The organism is Streptomyces sp. B21-083, from assembly GCF_036898825.1.
GTDB lineage: Bacteria > Actinomycetota > Actinomycetes > Streptomycetales > Streptomycetaceae > Streptomyces.
In genome coordinates, this window is sequence record NZ_JARUND010000002.1 from 2008343 (window position 1) to 2025626 (window position 17284).

15 protein-coding genes are annotated in these 17284 nt (G+C 70.5%); 7 read left to right on the forward strand and 8 right to left on the reverse strand.

What is annotated here, in order from left to right; all coding sequences use genetic code 11:
* Window positions 1-79: 79 nt before the first annotated feature.
* The 4 genes from QA861_RS32975 to QA861_RS32990 all read right to left on the reverse strand — a co-directional run bounded on the left by QA861_RS32975 (window position 80) and on the right by QA861_RS32990 (window position 5967).
* Complete coding sequence (locus QA861_RS32975) at window positions 80-1339, reverse strand: MFS transporter (protein ID WP_334592301.1); 1260 nt, start codon at window positions 1337-1339, stop codon at window positions 80-82.
* Between the two features lie 51 nt (window positions 1340-1390).
* Window positions 1391-2833, reverse strand: a complete 1443-nt coding sequence (locus QA861_RS32980) for a CitMHS family transporter (RefSeq protein ID WP_334592302.1) — start codon at window positions 2831-2833, stop codon at window positions 1391-1393.
* A gap of 133 nt (window positions 2834-2966) precedes the next feature.
* A complete protein-coding gene (locus QA861_RS32985; protein ID WP_334592303.1) occupies window positions 2967-5222 on the reverse strand; it encodes a molybdopterin oxidoreductase family protein in 2256 nt (751 codons plus the stop codon).
* A 127-nt stretch (window positions 5223-5349) separates the two neighbouring features.
* A complete protein-coding gene (locus QA861_RS32990) occupies window positions 5350-5967 on the reverse strand; it encodes a TetR/AcrR family transcriptional regulator (RefSeq protein WP_334594924.1) in 618 nt (205 codons plus the stop codon).
* A 119-nt stretch (window positions 5968-6086) separates the two neighbouring features.
* Between QA861_RS32990 and hmgA the strand changes: the two genes are divergently transcribed.
* The 3 genes from hmgA to QA861_RS33005 are packed head-to-tail and all read left to right on the forward strand — an operon-like array spanning window position 6087 to window position 9437.
* On the forward strand, window positions 6087-7454 hold the full coding sequence (hmgA, locus tag QA861_RS32995) for a homogentisate 1,2-dioxygenase (protein WP_334592304.1): 1368 nt from the start codon (window positions 6087-6089) through the stop codon (window positions 7452-7454).
* A gap of 27 nt (window positions 7455-7481) precedes the next feature.
* Entirely contained in the window at window positions 7482-8231 is a 750-nt protein-coding gene (locus QA861_RS33000; protein ID WP_334592305.1) for a GntR family transcriptional regulator, read from the forward strand.
* A 27-nt stretch (window positions 8232-8258) separates the two neighbouring features.
* Complete coding sequence (locus tag QA861_RS33005) at window positions 8259-9437, forward strand: type ISP restriction/modification enzyme (RefSeq protein WP_334592307.1); 1179 nt, start codon at window positions 8259-8261, stop codon at window positions 9435-9437.
* Between the two features lie 93 nt (window positions 9438-9530).
* On the opposite strand, the gene QA861_RS33010 is transcribed toward QA861_RS33005, so the two are convergent.
* Window positions 9531-10244, reverse strand: a complete 714-nt coding sequence (locus tag QA861_RS33010; protein WP_334592308.1) for a TetR/AcrR family transcriptional regulator C-terminal domain-containing protein — start codon at window positions 10242-10244, stop codon at window positions 9531-9533.
* A 64-nt stretch (window positions 10245-10308) separates the two neighbouring features.
* Between QA861_RS33010 and QA861_RS33015 the strand changes: the two genes are divergently transcribed.
* The 3 genes from QA861_RS33015 (at window position 10309) to QA861_RS33025 (ending at window position 13488) form a co-directional block, all read left to right on the forward strand.
* A complete protein-coding gene (locus tag QA861_RS33015; RefSeq protein ID WP_334592309.1) occupies window positions 10309-11253 on the forward strand; it encodes an ATP-binding cassette domain-containing protein in 945 nt (314 codons plus the stop codon).
* A gap of 2 nt (window positions 11254-11255) precedes the next feature.
* Window positions 11256-12071 (forward strand): ABC transporter permease, encoded by an 816-nt coding sequence (locus QA861_RS33020; protein WP_334594925.1) that lies wholly within the window; start codon window positions 11256-11258, stop codon window positions 12069-12071.
* 214 nt (window positions 12072-12285) lie between these two features.
* Entirely contained in the window at window positions 12286-13488 is a 1203-nt protein-coding gene (locus QA861_RS33025) for a CaiB/BaiF CoA transferase family protein (protein ID WP_334592310.1), read from the forward strand.
* An 80-nt stretch (window positions 13489-13568) separates the two neighbouring features.
* Here QA861_RS33025 and QA861_RS33030 read toward each other — a convergent pair whose 3' ends face one another.
* The 3 genes from QA861_RS33030 to QA861_RS33040 form a co-directional block, all read right to left on the reverse strand.
* The gene (locus QA861_RS33030) at window positions 13569-13838 is read right to left on the reverse strand and encodes a hypothetical protein (protein ID WP_318320545.1); all 270 of its coding nucleotides are present in this window, start codon (window positions 13836-13838) and stop codon (window positions 13569-13571) included.
* 126 nt (window positions 13839-13964) lie between these two features.
* Window positions 13965-14816 (reverse strand): anti-sigma factor, encoded by an 852-nt coding sequence (locus QA861_RS33035; RefSeq protein ID WP_334592311.1) that lies wholly within the window; start codon window positions 14814-14816, stop codon window positions 13965-13967.
* Window positions 14813-15355 (reverse strand): sigma-70 family RNA polymerase sigma factor, encoded by a 543-nt coding sequence (locus tag QA861_RS33040; protein WP_307631175.1) that lies wholly within the window; start codon window positions 15353-15355, stop codon window positions 14813-14815. Before QA861_RS33040 ends, QA861_RS33035 begins: the two co-directional genes overlap by 4 nt.
* A gap of 237 nt (window positions 15356-15592) precedes the next feature.
* Here QA861_RS33040 and QA861_RS33045 point away from each other — a divergent pair, with 237 nt between their 5' ends.
* Window positions 15593-17134 carry a DUF4331 domain-containing protein gene (locus tag QA861_RS33045; protein ID WP_334592312.1) on the forward strand — a complete coding sequence of 514 codons (1542 nt, stop codon included), beginning with the start codon at window positions 15593-15595 and terminating at the stop codon, window positions 17132-17134.
* Window positions 17135-17284 lie beyond the last annotated feature (150 nt).

Genomic DNA, 17284 nt, shown 5'->3' on the forward strand with positions numbered 1-17284 from the left:
TACAAATCACGCTTCTTCTGACTCTCTTTCACATTCGCGCCCTCAGGGGTGGGAGCACCGCCCTGCACCCCGTCGGATATCACCCGTCCGGTCCCTGCCGTCCCGACGGCGCCCCTGAGTTGCGGTGCCGGTCCGGGGCAGCCGGCTCCGCACCGGCCCCCGGCCCTGGCCCCGGCCCTGCGCCCGGGCGCATCGCCGTCCCCGCCGACAGCAACAGCAGCGCGCCGAGCATCACGAACGGCGCCGCCACGCCCGTGACCCCGGCGACCAGACCGGCCGTGGCGGGCGCGGCGACCTGGCCGAGCCGGTTGCCGGTCAGGCGAAGCGCGAGGGCAGTGGAACGGGCGCCGGCCGGGGCCGCCTGCACGACCGTCGTCATCGACAGCGGCTGCCCGACGCCCAGACAGAAGCCGAGCACCGCGAGCATCAGGGCCAGCCCCCACACCGGCACCGGCAGCGCGATCCCCGCGCACAGCACCGCCGCGAGCAGACAGGTCACGGTGAGCAGCACCCGACGGCCGAGCAGCCGCAGCAGCGGGGTCAGCACCAGACGGCACGCGATGGTGGCCGCCGCGCGCAGTCCGAGGAGTACGCCGATCACCGCGGGCGCGATACCCCGGTGCTCGCCGACCACCGGAAGGTAGGCGGTGAGGATGTCGGTCGCCGACAGCACGGCGAGGCTGACGAAGATGCCGGCGGGTACACCCCGGGTGCGCAGGATGCGGTGCACTGGGACGCGATCGCCCTGCTCCGTACGGGACTTGACGGCCGTACGGTCCTCGACGCGCCACAACGACGTGAACGACAGCGCGGCGACCCCGGCCGCGACCAGCAGGGCGCGGGCGCTGGTGGCCGCCATGTCGTGGCCGCCGATCAGCGCGCCCGCCGCCATCGGGCCGATGAACTGGCCAAGCGAGACGCCGATGGTGAAGTGGCCGAAGTTGCGGTCCTGTTCGTGCGGGGCGGACCGGCGGGCGACGATCGACTGGCCGCCGATGACGAAGCAGAGGTGACCGAGGCCCATCACTCCGCTCCACGCGGCCATCACACCGAGGGAGTCGGCGGTCGCCCCGAGAGCGCAGCCACCGGAGACCAGAAGGGCGCCGACGGTCAGCAGGGGTGCGCAGCGGCCGTGGTCGGTGCGGCGGCCCAGCGGTACGGCGGCGAAGAGCGGGAGCAGGGCGTACGCGGCGGCGATCACGCCGATCGCCCGCTCGTCCGCTCCCAGCGCGAGGGCCCGGTAGGAGACGGCGGGCCGGGCCATCGACACCGCCCCCTGCGTGAAGCTGAAGGCGATGACGAGGCGGAGCAGCCAGCCGCGGTTCCCACCGGGCCTCATGGTGTTGTCCTCCCGGACGGATGCGCGAATCAGTCGCGGTACGGATGCGGATCAGATGATGCCGAACAGGATTCCCGCTCCGAGGATGGCCAGCGAGGTCAGCACCGCCCACTTGACCACGAACTTGGTGTGGTCGCCGAACTCGACCTTCGCCATGCCGACGAGGACGTACACGGCCGGCACCAGCGGGCTGGACATGTGCAGGGGCTGGGCGATGAGGGAGGCGCGGGCGATCTCCAGCGGCGAGACACCGTGGGCCGCGCCGGCTTCGGCGAGCACCGGCAGGACGCCGAAGTAGAAGCCGTCGTTGGACATGAAGTAGGTGAGCGGGATGCTCAGCAGGCCGGTCACGAAGGCCATGTGCGGGCCCATGCCGTCGGGGATGTTGTCGACGAGCCAGCGGGCCATGTGGTCGACCATGCCGGTGCCGGTGAGGACGCCGGTGAAGACGGCGGCGGCGAAGACCATGCCCGAGACGTTGAGGACGTTCTCCGCGTGGGCGCCGAGCCGGGCCTTCTGGTCGGGCATGTGCGGGAAGTTGACCGTCAGGGCGAGCGCGGCGCCGAGCAGGAACAGCACCGGGATGGGCAGCCACTCCATGATCATGGAGGTGAGCAGCGTGACCGTGAGGAGCGCGTTGAACCAGTAGAGCTTGGGGCGCAGGGTGGTGCGGTTCGGGTCGAGGACCTTCAGCATCCGGTCGTCGTCGTCATCGTCGGCGCCACCGTCGACGGCGCCCTCGGTACCCGAACCGCCGGTCGGCGCGGCCGAGTTGCCCGCACCGGATCCACCGGCCGACTTCGCGCCCGAACCGGCGCCGACGAGGACGGTCTCCGACTCCGTCTCCGGCTCCTCCACCAGGACCGCGTCCAGGGTGAGCACGCCGAGCCGCTTGCGCTCGCGGCGTCCGAGGACGTACGAGAGGGCGATGACGAAGGCCAGACCGACGGCGAGTGCCGGGATCATCGGGACGAAGATGTCGCTGGCGTCCAGCTTCAGGGCCGTCGCGGCACGGGCCGTCGGGCCGCCCCAGGGGAGGGTGTTCATCACACCGTTGGCCATCGCGGCGACGCCGGTCATCACGACGAGGCTCATCTTCAGGCGCTTGTACAGGGGGTACATCGCCGAGACCGTGATCATGAAGGTGGTCGAGCCGTCGCCGTCGAGGGAAACGATCGCCGCGAGGATCGCCGTGCCGACGACGATGCGCAGCGGGTCGGCCTTGGCGAACTTCAGGATGCCCCGGACGATCGGGTCGAAGAGGCCGACGTCGATCATCACACCGAAGTAGACGATCGCGAACATGAGCATCGCCGCGGTGGGGGCCAGGCTGGTGACGCCGTCGATGACGTAGTCACCGAGCTTGGCGCCCTTCCCGACGAAGACGCAGAAAAGTGCCGGGATCAGTACGAGCGCCGCGATCGGCGACATCTTCTTCATCATGATCAGGACCAGGAAGGTCGCGATCATCGTGAAGCCCAGAATGGTCAACATGAGTGGGTTACCTAACGTTCGCCCTTGAACTCCCACCGGAGTCGGCAGTGCGTTGACGTTAGGTCGGCCCCACAAGTCTTAACAAGACGTTGACGTGCGAGCAATAAGCGCAAAACTCCAGGTCACAGCGTTGTCACGGCGTTGTGCCTGCCGGCGCGAGATCGATGGGTACCCCATTCAGTACGGCGTTGCCCGACAGCGGGTCGAGAAGTCGGCCGTCGAGGAGCTGGTTGACGTTGACACCGGGGTCGGTGGCGGCGTGTGAGAGACGGGTCCCGGGCCGGTCGTGTCCCCACCCGTGGGGCAGGCTCACGACCCCCCGCCGTACGACGTCGGTGATCTCGGCGGGGGCCACCACCTCTCCCCCGGCGCCCTTGATCCGCACGGGGGCGCCGTCGAGCACGCCGAGACGGGCGGCGTCCTCGGGGTGGATGTGCAGGGTGCAGCGGTTGGTGCCGCCGGTGAGGGCGGGCACGTTGTGCATCCAGCTGTTGTTGGAGCGAAGATGCCGACGCCCGATGAGCACGATCCCGGCGGGACTCTCACCGAGGGCCTCACGCAGACGCGGCAGGTCGTCGGCGATGGGCCGCGGCAGCAGTTCGATCTTCCCGCTGCGGGTCTTCAGCGGCTGCGGCAGCCGCGGCTGGAGCGGTCCGAGGTCGATGCCGTGCGGGTGGTCGAGCACCTTCGCCAGGCTCAGCCCGTCCGGTCGTACGCCGAAGCCGTCGCCGTACGGTCCCAGGCGCAGCATCAGGTCGAGGCGCCGCTCGGGCCCGGTGTCGCCGCCCAGCTCCTTGGCGAGTTGCTGCGGATCGCGGCCATGGACCGGGGAGTGGGGCTCCTTGACGGCCTTGCCGAGGGTCTGGTCGATGACCATGGCGTCGACGGCGACGGGGTCGGCGCCGTGCATGCCGGTCGCGGCCAGGACGAGCCGCGCGAGGATCTCGGTCTCGGCCATCCCGCCCGGCTCCAGGGGGACGGCGGGGCGGTTGTAGCGGACCTGGTTGCGGACGGCCAGGGTGTTGAGGGCGAAGTCGTGGTGGGGGCTCTGCGAGGGCGGGGGCGGGGGCAGGACGACGTGCGCGTGGCGCGAGGTCTCGTTCAGGTAGGGGTCGACGCTGACCATGAAGTCGAGCGAGTCAAGCGCCTTGTCGAGCCGGTCGCCGTCGGGTGCGGAGAGGACGGGGTTGGCGGCGACGGCGATGAGGGCCCGGATCGGCTCGCCCTCGGCGGTGGGGGTGTCGATCTCCTCGGCGAGCGCGGAGAGCGGCAACTCGCCCTTCGCCTCGGGGTGTCGGCTGACCCGCGAGTGCCAGCGGCCCAGCGTGAACCCGTGGCTGGGCCCGGCCGGCCGGGGTGTCCTGTCGGTCGCCGCCTGCGGGAAGAGGGCGCCGCCGGGCCGGTCCAGGTTGCCGGTGAGGATGTCGAGAACGTCGACCAGCCAGCTGGCGAGGGTGCCGTACGGGACGGTGCAGGTGCCGAGGCGGCCGTATACGGCGGCGGTGGGCGCGGCGGCGAGTTCACGGGCGAGGGCACGGATGGTGTCGGCGTCCACGTCGCAGGCCTCGGCGACGGCCTCGGGGGTGAAGTCCCGTACGGCCGCCTCCACTTCGTCGACCCCTTGGACGTGCGGCGCCAACTCGCCCAGGTCGACGAGGTGTTCGTCGAAGAGGACCTGGGTCATCGCGGCGAGCAGCAGGGCGTCGGCGCCGGGGCGGATCGCGATGTGCCGGTCGGCGAGCTTGGCGGTGCGGGTGCGGCGCGGGTCGATGACGGTGAGCGTGCCGCCGCGCGCCTTCAGGGCCTTGAGCTTGCCGGGAAAGTCGGGCGCGGTGCACAGACTCCCGTTGGACTCAAGGGGGTTGGCGCCGATGAGCAGCAGATGGTCGGTGCGGTCGAGGTCGGGTACGGGGATCGCGTTGGCATCGCCGTACAGCAGGCCGCTGGAGACGTGCTTGGGCATCTGGTCGACCGTAGAGGCGCTGAACACGCTGCGGGTGCCGAGGCCGGCGAGCAGCACCGGCGGGTAGAGCGCCCCGGCCACGGTGTGCACGTTCGGGTTCCCGAAGACGGCTCCGACGGAGTTCGCCCCGTACCGCTCGACCACGCCCCGGATGCCGGCGGCGACGGCGTCGAAGGCCTCCGCCCAGCTGGCCTCGCGCAACTCGCCGTCCCGTCGCACGAGGGGGGTGCGCAGCCGGTCGGGGTCACTGTCGAGGGCCCCGAAGGAGGCGCCCTTGGGGCAGATGAAGCCTTGACTGAACACGTCGTCGCGGTCGCCACGGGCACTGGTGACCCGGCCGCTCTCGATGGTGAGCGTCAGTCCGCAGGTGGCCTCGCACAGGGGACAGACGCGCAGGGCTGTACGGGAGTCGGTGGGGCTGGACACGGGTCCTCCCGGTTGGGTGGCGGCAACGGTGACGCACGGTCGGAGCCGAGCATACCGACCGGTACGGATGGAGGGGAGGGGTTGTGCGCACTCACCTCGGACCCGCCCGCCGAGCAGGCCGGGGGTCTCAGTCCAGGACCCGCGCCAGATACGCCCGCAGCAGCTCCCGCATCTCCGCGATGATCCGCTCGTCACCCTCGGGGGTGACCCGGAAGGCCAGGTGGAACAGGGTGTCGGCGGTCTCCGTGGCGACCAGGAAGGTGCGGCGCAGGTCGTCGTCCGGTTCGCGGCCGAGGACACCGGAGAGGAGGGTGGCGAGGGTGTCGGCGACACGGTGGTTGGGTTCGGCGTCGCGTTTGCCGACCGGGATCTGGTTGCCGAAGTCGACGAGCGAGAACCCGGGCGCGGTTCGCTTCATGGTCAGGTACTCGTCGAGCACGGCGTCCATGGCCTCTCGCCACCCGCCGCCGCTCTCCTGCCGGAGGCGCTCGGTGACGCGCGCGATGAAGACCTCCAGGTTCCGCTGGGCCAGCGCGTCCGCCATGGCGCGCTTGTTGCCGAAGAAGCGGTACACGGAACCTATGGGGACTCCGGCGCGTATCGCCACCGTCCGGGTGCTCAGGGCGTCGTAGCCGACCTCGTCGAGGAGGTCGGCGCAGGCGTCGAGGATTCTGGTCAGCCGTTCGGCACTGCGCCGCTGTACGGGCGCACGACGTAGCGAGGTCGCTGGGGGCACGGGCCTCATCATGCCGCCCCCCGGCGATCCGGTGAACCGTACCCCTCGTTTTCTCCTCTTGCGCCGGTGAACATCGAATCCTACGGTGAAGCATAGGAATGGGCGCGCGAGGAAGCGAGGGTGCACGTATGAGCGGGGACGCAGGGGACACGGCGGACGACACGAGCGGGGACGCGCGGAAGGCCGCCGAAGTGCCGGCCGGTCTCGCCGGGCTCCCGTCGCTTTCCGGTTTCGGCAATGAGCACAGCTCGGAGGCCGTCCCGGGCGCCCTCCCCGAGGGCCGCAACTCGCCGCAACTCGCCCCCCTCGGCCTCTACGCCGAGCAGCTCAGCGGTACGGCGTTCACCGAGCCCCGCGCCCACAACCGCCGTTCCTGGCTGTACCGCATCCGCCCCTCGGCCGCGCATCCCCCGTTCACGCGCACCGGCAATGGCTCGATCCGTACGGCTCCCTTCGCGGAATCCGTGCCCGATCCGAACCGGCTGCGCTGGAACCCGCTGCCCGGTCCTCCGGCCGGCACGGACTTCGTGGCGGGCCTGTGGACCCTCGGCGGCAACGGCGACGCCACTCAGCGCAGCGGTATGGCCGTACACCTCTACCACGCCAACTCGTCGATGGAGCGGGTGTTCAGCGACGCCGACGGGGAGCTGCTGATCGTCCCCGAGGCCGGCGGGCTGCTGCTGCGCACCGAGTTCGGGCCGCTGTTCATCGAGCCCGGTCATGTCGCGCTCGTCCCTCGCGGGGTGCGCTTCCGGGTGGAGCTGACCGAGGCGTCGGCCCGCGGTTACGTGTGCGAGAACTACGGCGCCCCCTTCCGGCTCCCCGACCTCGGCCCGATCGGCGCCAACGGGCTGGCGAACGCACGGGACTTCCGGGCGCCGGTCGCCGCTTACGAGGACGTCGAGGGCCCGGTGGAGGTCGTCAACAAGTTCTGCGGCAACCTCTGGACGGCCGTCTACGACCACTCCCCCCTCGACGTCGTCGCCTGGCACGGCAACCATGTTCCGTACGCCTACGACCTGCGCCGCTTCAACGTCCTGGGCAGCCTCTCGTACGACCACCCGGACCCGTCGATCTTCACGGTGCTGACGTCCCCGTCGGACACTCCCGGCCTCGCGGGAATCGACTTCGTCGTCTTCGCGCCGCGCTGGCTGGTGGGCGAGGACACCTTCCGGCCGCCGTACTTCCACCGGAACGTGATGACCGAGTACATGGGGCTGATCGAGGGCGCGTACGACGCCAAGGCGGAGGGGTTCCTGCCCGGGGGCGGCTCGCTGCACAACATGATGTCCGCGCACGGACCCGACCGGGAGACCTTCGACCGGGCCAGCGCCGCCGAGCTGCGTCCGCAGAAGGTCGACGACGGGCTGGCGTTCATGTTCGAGACACGGTGGCCGATGACCCTGACGGCACAGGCGGCGCGGGCGGAGCATCTGCAACCCGGGTACGACGAGGTGTGGTCGGGCCTCCAGCGGCACTTCCGCCCGTTGCACTGAGCGTTCCCGACCGGTACGGATACCTCCGTGACCTCCTTCGCCCCGGACTCGATCGTCCTGAACCGCAAACTGCCGCTCTGGTACCAGGTTTCGCAGTCCCTGCGTGCCTCGATCCTCGGCCGTTCCTCGCGGGACCCGCTGCGGCTGCCCACCGAGGAGCAGTTGGCGGGGCACTACGGCGTGAGCGTGCTGACCATGCGGCAGGCGCTGAAGGAGCTGGAGGACGAGGGGCTGATCAGCCGCCACCGCAGGCGCGGTACGTTCATCGAGCCGGACGCCCGACGAGGCGCTCCCGTACGGCTGCTGGGCTCGGTCGACGCGATCGTGGCGCAGCAGTCCGGCATGACGACCGAACTCCTCGGCCACGGCAGCGCGCCCGTGCCCGCCGAACTCGCCGAGTACTTCCCGGATCTCGTGGACGTGGCCACGTACCACCGGCTGCGCGGCGAGGAGGAGACCGGCGAACCGACCAACCACGCCCGCAACTACGTCCGTCCGGAACTCGCCGAGCGTATCGACCCACGCGATCTGGCGCGCTGGCCGATGACCAAGGTGCTGCGGGACGTGGTGGGCGCGGACATCAGCCGCATCACGGACACCGTCCAGGCCCGCCTCGCGGACCCGGAGACGGCACGGCTGCTCCGGGTCCCGCTGCTCAGCCCGATCCTGCACTACACGGGCGTCGCGTACGACGTGACGGGCCGGGTCCTGGACGTGGCCGTCATCCACTACCGAGGCGACCGCTTCTCCTTCACGGTGACGCTGGACGCGACCTAGATGAGAGGAAGGAGGTCGCGTCGTACGATGCCCAGCGTGACGCCCGACGACGACGCTCCGCCGCTCGCGGACCTCATGCCGTGGTCCGTGGCACCGCCACGGCTGGGCCGGGGGTGGCCGGCGGCCCCCGACGCGGCCTCCCTGAAGGCACGCTGGGACGCCCTGCTGAAGGCCGAGGGACCGGACCGCGAGGCCCTGTTCGAGCCGACGCGCTCACGCACCCCGCACTCGGCGGTCGGCCAGTTGCCCGGCCGGCACGGCGGCACGGAGAGGCTCGCCCGCGCCACCGGTCCCTGCGCGGAGCCGGTACGGGTCCTGCGGGCGCCCTTCGACGAGCAGTGGCTGATCCCGGACCACCGGCTGATCGACGCGGCGCGTCCTGAGCTGTGGCGGGTCGCGGACGAACGGCAGATGTTCGTCTTCGAGGTGACGGGCACACCGCCGGACCCCGGCGGCCCACTGCTGCTCGCCTCCGCCCTGCTCCCGCTGGTCCGCCCGGGCCGGATCCGCCCCCTCTACCGACGCCCCGGCGGCACCGAACCCAACCTGGCCCCGGGCCTGTTGGACCACCTCACCGACCGCCTCGGCCGGCGCCCCGACCCGGTCGACGTCCTCGCCTGGACCCTGGTCGCCGTACGGCCGGGGCCTGTCGTCCCGCTCACCGCCGACCTCGAACTCTGGTCCCGAGGTCTGGAGTTGGGCCACCGGATGCTGCGGCTGACGCGCCGGGACGGAGACCGGCCCAAACTTCCCGGTGGCCGACGCCCGTACGTTCGGTCACCACTGCCCTCCCGCCCGATCACGGTGCACTACGACCGCGAGGAGGAGACCCTCCACTTCGACGACACCGGCCGAATCTCCCCGGTACCACCCGAGGCCTGGGACTTCGAGGCGAGCGGGGTGCGGGTGCTGGAGGGATGGTTGGCGGTGCGGGTAGGGGGTGCGGCCGAGCTCGGGGCGCTGGAGGCGATCCGGCCGGCGACTTGGCCGCAGCCCTGGACCTCAGAACTCCTCGAACTGATCACGGTACTGGCGCTGCTCGCGGAACTCCGCCCGCAGCGGGCGGAGTTGACGCTGACGGCCCCGATCACAGCGACCGAACTGCGAACGGCGGGCGTACTCCCGGTACCTGACAGGGTGCGCCGTCCGGCGTCGGTTCTCGACCACCACGAAGAGGGCCCAGAAGGCCAGTTCACCCTACTGTGACCGCCCTGCTTCCTTCAGGGCGCGGGGCACTGTTTGAGGGGCGCGGGGAACTGCGCGAGCAACCACGACGGACCCGCACCCGGCATCAACACCTCACCCCCGCGGCGCAAACCCATCAAGCACCCGCAACAGCATCCGCTCGAACACCGCCTCCAGATCGATCGGCCCCGCGTCCTCCATGAACGCCGCCGCCAGCCGCGGATACGCCCCGCTCGCCACCTGCCCGCCGAGATACCCGATCCGCACGGCGTTCTCCTGCTCCTCCGACCAGGGCAGCGACCGAGCCCGCTCGGCGGTCCCCAGCTCGTTGCCGACGTACGTCGTCACCAGGCCGTTGAGCATCGCGATCAGCTCGAACTTCGTGCCGTAGGTGCCGTCGAACGAGTCGAGGCAGCTCAGACAGTGTTCGAGATAGCGCAGGGCGTTGGGGCTGAAACCGTAGACCGGGGACATCAGACGCGGCAGCCAGGGGTGGCGGTACATGAGGGCGCGCGTCTGGTGGGCCACCCGGAGCATGTCGGCACGCCAGTCGCCCGAGGGCTCCCACAGCTCGTGCTCGCCACTGATGGCGTCAACCATCAGCTCGTACAGGTCCTCCTTGCGGGGGACGTAGTTGTAGAGCGACATCGTGCCGCAGCCCAGTTCGGCCGCGACATGCCGCATCGAGGCCGCGTCGAGCCCCTCCGCGTCCGCGATCCGCACCGCGGCCGCCGCGATGTCGGCACGGCTGTAGGCGGCCTTGGGACCACGGCCCGCACGCTCGGGACGCGACCAGATCACTTCGGGTACGGCGGCTCGGCCGGCCATTGATCATCACCTCGACCACCCATCGTAGTTACGTACAGCGTACGTAGTGCGCTATGGTCACTCCATGACTACTACGTACGCTGTACTTAGTGAGGGTCTGGAGAAGTCCTTCGGAAAGGTCCATGCCGTACGCGGCCTTGACCTGGCCGTGGCCGAGGGGTCCGTGTGCGGGCTGCTGGGGCCGAACGGCGCGGGCAAGACCACGGCCGTACGGCTGCTCACCACGCTGCTGCGGCCCGACGCGGGCTCGGCGCGCGTCGCGGGGTACGACCTCGCCCGGGAGGGGGCCGCCGTACGGCGTCGGATCGGCGTCACCGGGCAGTACGCGTCGGTCGACGGGGACCTCACCGGCCGCGAGAACCTACGGCTGTTCGCCCGGCTGCACCGGGTCGGAGGGCCCGCGGCACGCGCCGACGAGCTGCTGAGGCGCTTCGGGCTCGCGGAGGCCGCCGACCGGCCCGCGTCCACCTACTCGGGCGGGATGCGCCGCCGCCTCGACCTCTCGGCGAGCCTGGTGAAGCGGCCCGACGTGCTCTTCCTCGACGAGCCCACGGCGGGGCTCGACCCGGCGGCCCGCAACCAGATCTGGGCGGCCGTGCGGGCGCTGAAGGACGAGGGTACGACGGTGCTGCTGACCACCCAGTACCTGGAGGAGGCCGACCAACTCGCCGACGAGATAGCCCTCGTGGAGCACGGCCGGGTCGCGCACACCGGGTCACCGGCCCAACTCAAGGCGCTCATCGGCTCGTACGCCGAGGTCGTGGTCGCCGACTCCGGCGCACTGCTCGGGGCGGCCGGGATCCTCGACCAACTAACCGGTTCCGAACCGGTGTTGGACCGCGACCGGCTCACCGTCGGCGCGGTCACCACCGACCCGACGATCACCCTTCCCCGGCTGGTGCGCGAACTCGACGCGGCGGGCGTCGCGTTGCTCGACGTGAGCCTGCGCCCGCCGACCCTCGACGACGTCTTCCTCCGCCTGACGGAGCATAAGGAGACAGCCGCGTGAGCATGTTGACTTCAGCGCCATCAGGAACGTCGGGGATCTCCGGCCTGGCGTACGACGGCACGGCCATGCTGGGCCGGCATCTGCGGCGGCTGCGGCACAATCCGGGGCTGCTGATCCTCACCCAGTCCATGCCGATCACGATGCTGCTGTTCTTCGGGTACGTCTTCGGCAGCGCCCTCGCGATGCCCGGCGAGGACTACCGCGCCTTCCTCGTACCGGGGCTGCTGGTGGCGACCGCCGCCAACGGCATCATGACCGGGATGTTCCAGGCCGCCCAGGACACCCACCGGGGCGTGACCGACCGTCTGCGTACGTTGCCGATCAGCCGGGCCGCCGTACCGCTGGGGCAGGCTCTCGCGGACCTGGTGGTCACCGCCGCCGGGACCGTACCGCTGCTGCTGGTCGGGTTCGCGGTGGGGTGGCGGATCGAGGGTTCGGCGCTGGGGGCGGCCGGCGCGGTGGGGCTGTTGCTGCTCTTCCGGTTCGCCACGACGTGGATCGGGATCCACCTCGGGCTGCTCTCCCGCAGCGAGGAGGCGGCCGGTCAGCTGGGTGGGGCGACCTTCCTGCTGCCGTTGCTGTCGAACGCGTACATCCCGACGGACGGTCTGCCGGGTTGGCTGCGGACGCTGGCGGAGTGGAACCCGATCAGCGCGGTCGCGACGGCGATGCGGGGCCTGTTCGGCAACGCGCCCGTCCCGGCGGACGGCGCGTGGCCGGTCGTCCACCCGGTGGCCGGGTCGCTGGTGTGGTGCGGGGTGCTGATCGCGGTGTTCGTGCCGCTGGCGGTACGGCGGTACGCGGAACCCGGCACTTGACAGTGCAGGCTGCTGCAGCCCAGGCCGATTTTCCCACCCACCCACCCGTTTACGGCATCTTTCCAGCGCAGGCAGCACCCCTTTTAACCCAGGCCCGCACCCCCAGCCCGTCCGGCGTTTGAGGACAAGGCCCGTTCAGGGCCGGAGCGGGGGTCTGGGGGCGGCAGCCCCCCAGGGATGGGACGGGTAAGGGCGGCGGGGGCGAAAACCCGACATGATCCCCCGCATGGAACCCCTCCCCCTCACCGGCCTCACCGTCGTCGCCCTGGAACAAGCCGTCGCCGCCCCCTTCGCCACCCGCCAACTCGCCGACCTCGGCGCCCGGGTCATCAAGGTGGAGCGCGTCGACGGCGGCGACTTCGCGCGCGACTACGACACCGCCGCACACGGCCTCGCCTCGCACTTCGTGTGGTGCAACCGGGGCAAGGAGTCCCTTGCCCTCGACGTCAAGGACCCTCGCGGGCTCGCCGTCCTGCGGCGGCTGATCGCGGACGCCGACGTGTTCGTACAGAGCCTCGCCCAGGGCGCCGCCGCCCGGCTCGGCCTCGACGCGGCCGCCCTCTGCGCCACGCACCCCCGGCTGGTCGCCGTGGACATCTCCGGGTACGGCCCGTCGGGACCGTACGCGGGCAAGCGGGCGTACGACATGCTCGTGCAGTGCGAGGCGGGGCTGGTGTCGGTGACCGGGACGCCGGAGCAGCCGGTGAAGGCCGGGATCCCGGCGGCGGACATCGCGGCCGGCATGTACGCGTTCTCCGGAGTGCTGGCGGCCCTCGTACGGCGGGGCGTGACCGGGCGGGGCGGGCCGGTGGAGGTGTCGATGCTGGACGCGCTCGCCGAGTGGATGGGGCACCCGCTGCACCACGCGATGCACGACGGCACTCCCCCGGCGCGCACCGGCCTCGCGCACGCCGTGATCGCCCCGTACGACGCCTACCCGACGGCGGACGGCGGACAGGTGCTGCTGTCGGTGCAGAACGACCGCGAGTGGCGGCGGCTGGCCGAACAGGTGCTGGAGCGTCCCGAGTTGGCGTCGGATCCGGCGTACGCGACGAACGCGGCGCGGGTCGCGAACAGGGAGCGGACCGATGCCCATGTGGCCGCGTCGCTCGGCGCGCTGGGCGTCGACGAGGCGCTGGCGCGGCTGGAGGGTGCCGGGATCGCGTGCGCGCGGCTGAGGGACGTACAGGAGGTGGCGGAGCATCCGCAGTTCGCGGCGCGGGACCGGTGGCGGGAGGTGGGGTCACCGGTGGGGCCGTTGCGTGCGCTGCTGCCGCCGATCACGCTGCCGGGCGGGGTCGAGGCACGGATGGGTGATGTGCCCGCGCTCGGGGAACACACCGAAGCACTGCTGCGTGCCGTGGGGATGACGGACGAGGAGATCGCAGCACTGCGCCGGGACGGTGTGACCGCCTGAGCACGGGCCTGATGCGGCCGGACGGTTTACGGAGACGGTGTGAACCGTGATCGGCGTGGGGCGCCGATACGGTCGTCCGCTCAGCGCCCGCCGAACAGGGTGCGGCTCAGACGGCGCAGCGGAGCGAAGAGCGAGAGCCTGCTGACCCGCTTGCCGAGGTCGCTGCGCTGCTTCACGGTGTCCCGGGAAGTGAGTTCGCGCATCAGCGAGGTCGCCTCCGCCGTCTCGCGCTGGGGGACCGCGGGCCCCGACAGCACCGAGAGATGGCGATCGAGGCGTGCCTTGGTCGCACTGCTCCCGCACGTGATCGCAGGGACGCGTGCCCTGCTGTGCATCGTTATCTGTTCCATGTCACTCCCCACCCGTACGAGTCCACCCGGCCCGGGCAGGTTAACCCTATCGCTCCCTCGGGGCACTCGTGTATCTCGGTCACAGGATTCACCTTCCCCACAAGGGTGTTGACGACCCCTCGTCGATTACTCTCCGAATCCAACCGATTCCAGGGCGAGTTGGACAACTGGTGCGCTGCTGGGCTGCTCTGACCCCCCGTCGGGTTCGACGGTCACAGCGAGTGATGTGGCCGACTTGTCGAGACCGGTCGCGACCAAGGGCGTGTCGCCCTTGAAGAGTCCCAAAGAGCGTGGTTGCACATCAGGGCGCATGAGCCACAGTTGGTGCACGCGGTCGCTCGGCAGCTCTCCGTACCCACTGAGGGTCACCACCGCGCGGCCCTCGGACGCGGAGGCGATCGCGGTGATTCCCTGCCCTCGCGCGTCCCGGTCGGCGGTCGCCCGCGCGTCGGGAGCTGACAGAACGTCGGCAATCTCACGTGCCTGGGCCTGCGCGGTGTCCAGCTTGTCCTGGGTCTGTGTGTTCTGCACGGCGAACAGCGCGGCGACGACGAGGGCGGCTGCCGCCGTGAGTGTGGCCAGCGGGGCGAACAAGGGGCGCATGCGGGGCGCACGGCGGACCGGTGGCGGCGGTTCGGTGCCCCACACATGCGCCGGCAACTGATGGCTCCGCCTCCGGGGTGCGTCGGCGGAGCGGCCGGGGGCGTGCGCCGGGGAGTGGCCCGGGGACTCCTGCGGTGTCGCACGTACGGCGGACAGGACCCGGTCGCGCATGGCGAAGGGGGGCGGCGCGGCCGTGGACCAGGCCAGCCGGAGCGCGTCCTCGGACAGCAGGCGCACCTCCGAGGCGCAGGCGTCACAGCCGGACAGGTGCTTCTCGAAGCGGCGCCGCTCGTCGGGTTCCAGGGCGTCGAGGGCGTAGGGGGCGGCGAGGGAGTGGAGATCCTCGCGGCGGAACAGTCTGCCGAGCACGCTCATGCGACACCTCCCAGGCATTCGCGCAGCCGGGTCAGTCCGTCGCGCATCCGAGTCTTCACCGTGCCCAGCGGGAGCGAGAGTTGCTCCGCCACCTCACGGTATGTGTAGCCCTCGTAGTAGGCGAGGGTGACCGACTGGCGTTGCAGGGTGGTCAGCCGGTCCAGACAGCGGCGCACCCACTCCCGTTCCATGCCGGCCTCCACCTCCTCCGCCACATGGTCGAAGGCGGGACGGTGGGAGCGCTGGGCCTCGCGCTGCTCGCGCTCCCCGGCCGCGCGGGCACTGCGTACCCGGTCGACGGCCCGGCGGTGCGCGAGCGTGAGTATCCAGGACAGGGCGCTGCCCTTCCTGGGGTCGAACCGCGGTGACGAGCGCCAGAGTTCGAGCAGAACCTCCTGTGACACCTCCTCCGACTGCGCCGGGTCCCGCACCACGCGCCGCACCAGCCCGAACACCGGCCCGGACACGATCCCGTACAGCTCTTCGAAGGCCTTCTGGTCTCCCCCGGCCACGAGAACCAGAAGCTCGTCCGCTCCCACCCGCGTCCCCTCTCTATGGCCGCACACGGCCCCTCCCCGCTCCATCACACTTGTCACCGTCACCTTAGGCATTCGTAGCCGACCTGCCTCCGGATGGGTACGGATCAACTGCCCTCGAAACGCGGGTCGGCCGGGTCCCAAACGTTTTCAAGAAAGTTTTCAGATTCGACCAATCCGCATCCGGGAGGGCTCCGAATCCCCGTCGTCAGGCAAGTTGACACGGTGAGGACGGACGGAATGACGACAACCATCTCCAAGAGCGGCGCGCGGCGCAGGAGCATCGCGACCCTCATCTGTGGTGCGCTGGCCACCGGGGGGCTCGCGGCCGCCGGCGTCACCGCGCTCGTTCCGGGAACGGCTTCCGCCTCCAGCCACCGCGAGGCTCCGCTGATCTCGGGCACACCGCAGTTCGACAACACGGACCTGTACGCGTTCGTGAGCCCGGACAAGGCCGACACGACGACGATCGTCGCGAACTGGATCCCGTTCGAGGAGCCGGGCGGCGGCCCGAACTTCTACCAGTTCGCCGAGGACGCCCAGTACGACCTCCACATCGACAACAACGGTGACGCGCAGGACGACCTCCTGTTCCGCTACACCTTCAAGACGCACGTGAAGAACAAGAAGTCGTTCCTGTACAACACGGGCGCGGTGGACAGCCTGTACGACAAGGACCTCAACGTCACGCAGACGTACGACATCGAGCTGATCAAGCTCAAGAACAAGTACGAGGCGTCGCGGACGAAGATCGCCGACGATGTGCCGGTGGCCCCGTCCAACGTGGGCAAGGCGTCGATGCCGGACTACGCGAAGCTGCGCTACCAGGCCATCCACAAGCTGACGAACGGTTCGAAGACGTTCGCCGGTCAGGCCGACGACCCGTTCTTCGCGGACCTGCGCGTCTTCGACCTGCTGTACGGCGGGAACCTCTCCGAGGTCGGCAACGACACGCTCAAGGGCTACAACGTCAACACGATCGCGCTCCAGGTGCCGACGCACATGATCGTGGAGTCGTCGAAGCAGCCGGTCGTCGGCATCTGGTCGACGACCCAGCGCAAGAACGCCAGCGGCTACTACTCGCAGGTCTCGCGACTGGGCATGCCGCTCGTCAACGAGGTCGTCAACCCCATCAAGGACAAGGACAAGTTCAACGCGTCCAAGCCGTACGACGACGCCCAGTTCCTGAAGAACGTGACCAACCCCGAGCTGCCGAAGCTCATCGAGGCGATCTACAAGATCCCGGCGCCCAAGGAGCCGCGCAACGACCTGGTGGACGTCTTCCTCAAGGGTGTCAAGGGTCTCAACCAGCCGCCGTACGTCACTCCGGCCGAGGAACTGCGTCTCAACACCTCGATCGCCCCGGCGAAGAACCCGAAGCGTCTCGGTGTCCTCGACGGTGACACCGCGGGCTTCCCGAACGGCCGTCGTCTGACGGACGACGTGATCGACGCCTCGCTCCAGGTCGTCGAGGGTGAACTGCTCGGCGCGAAGAACGACCTCGGCGACGCGGTCGACAAGAACGACAAGAACTTCGAGAAGTACTTCCCGTACGTTTCTCTGCCGACCGAGGGTTCGCGCGGCCCGCTCGCCAAGGGCACCAGCGGCACGAACGACGTCCGCAGCCAGCTCGGTGACGCGCTGCAGCCCGCCGGCACCTCCGGCGGCGGCACCGACACCATGCTGATCGCCGGTTCGGCGGCGGCCGGTGCGGCCGGGTTCCTGCTGCTCACCGCCGGCGTGGTGTGGTGGCGGCGGAACATGGGCAACCGGGCGTACTGACCCACGGTCCGTTCCCACCCCCACCAACTGGCGCGGCCCGCTCGTATCCATCCCCCACGGCGCGGGCCGCGCCACCCTCCCGTCGACTCCCGGCCCCACCCGGGCGGTCGACAGCAGATCCCCCGAAGATGACCCGCCCAGGACCTTGAG

Coding starts and splice junctions, on each gene's coding strand:
- QA861_RS32975 (WP_334592301.1), bottom strand. CDS start 1,339: ATGAGGCCCGGTGGGAACCGCGGCTGGCTGCTCCGCCTCGTCATCGCC.
- QA861_RS32980 (WP_334592302.1), bottom strand. CDS start 2,833: ATGTTGACCATTCTGGGCTTCACGATGATCGCGACCTTCCTGGTCCTG.
- QA861_RS32990 (WP_334594924.1), bottom strand. CDS start 5,967: ATGAGGCCCGTGCCCCCAGCGACCTCGCTACGTCGTGCGCCCGTACAG.
- hmgA (WP_334592304.1), top strand. CDS start 6,087: ATGAGCGGGGACGCAGGGGACACGGCGGACGACACGAGCGGGGACGCG.
- QA861_RS33005 (WP_334592307.1), top strand. CDS start 8,259: ATGCCCAGCGTGACGCCCGACGACGACGCTCCGCCGCTCGCGGACCTC.
- QA861_RS33010 (WP_334592308.1), bottom strand. CDS start 10,244: ATGGCCGGCCGAGCCGCCGTACCCGAAGTGATCTGGTCGCGTCCCGAG.
- QA861_RS33015 (WP_334592309.1), top strand. CDS start 10,309: ATGACTACTACGTACGCTGTACTTAGTGAGGGTCTGGAGAAGTCCTTC.
- QA861_RS33020 (WP_334594925.1), top strand. CDS start 11,256: ATGTTGACTTCAGCGCCATCAGGAACGTCGGGGATCTCCGGCCTGGCG.
- QA861_RS33025 (WP_334592310.1), top strand. CDS start 12,286: ATGATCCCCCGCATGGAACCCCTCCCCCTCACCGGCCTCACCGTCGTC.
- QA861_RS33030 (WP_318320545.1), bottom strand. CDS start 13,838: ATGGAACAGATAACGATGCACAGCAGGGCACGCGTCCCTGCGATCACG.
- QA861_RS33035 (WP_334592311.1), bottom strand. CDS start 14,816: ATGAGCGTGCTCGGCAGACTGTTCCGCCGCGAGGATCTCCACTCCCTC.
- QA861_RS33045 (WP_334592312.1), top strand. CDS start 15,593: ATGACGACAACCATCTCCAAGAGCGGCGCGCGGCGCAGGAGCATCGCG.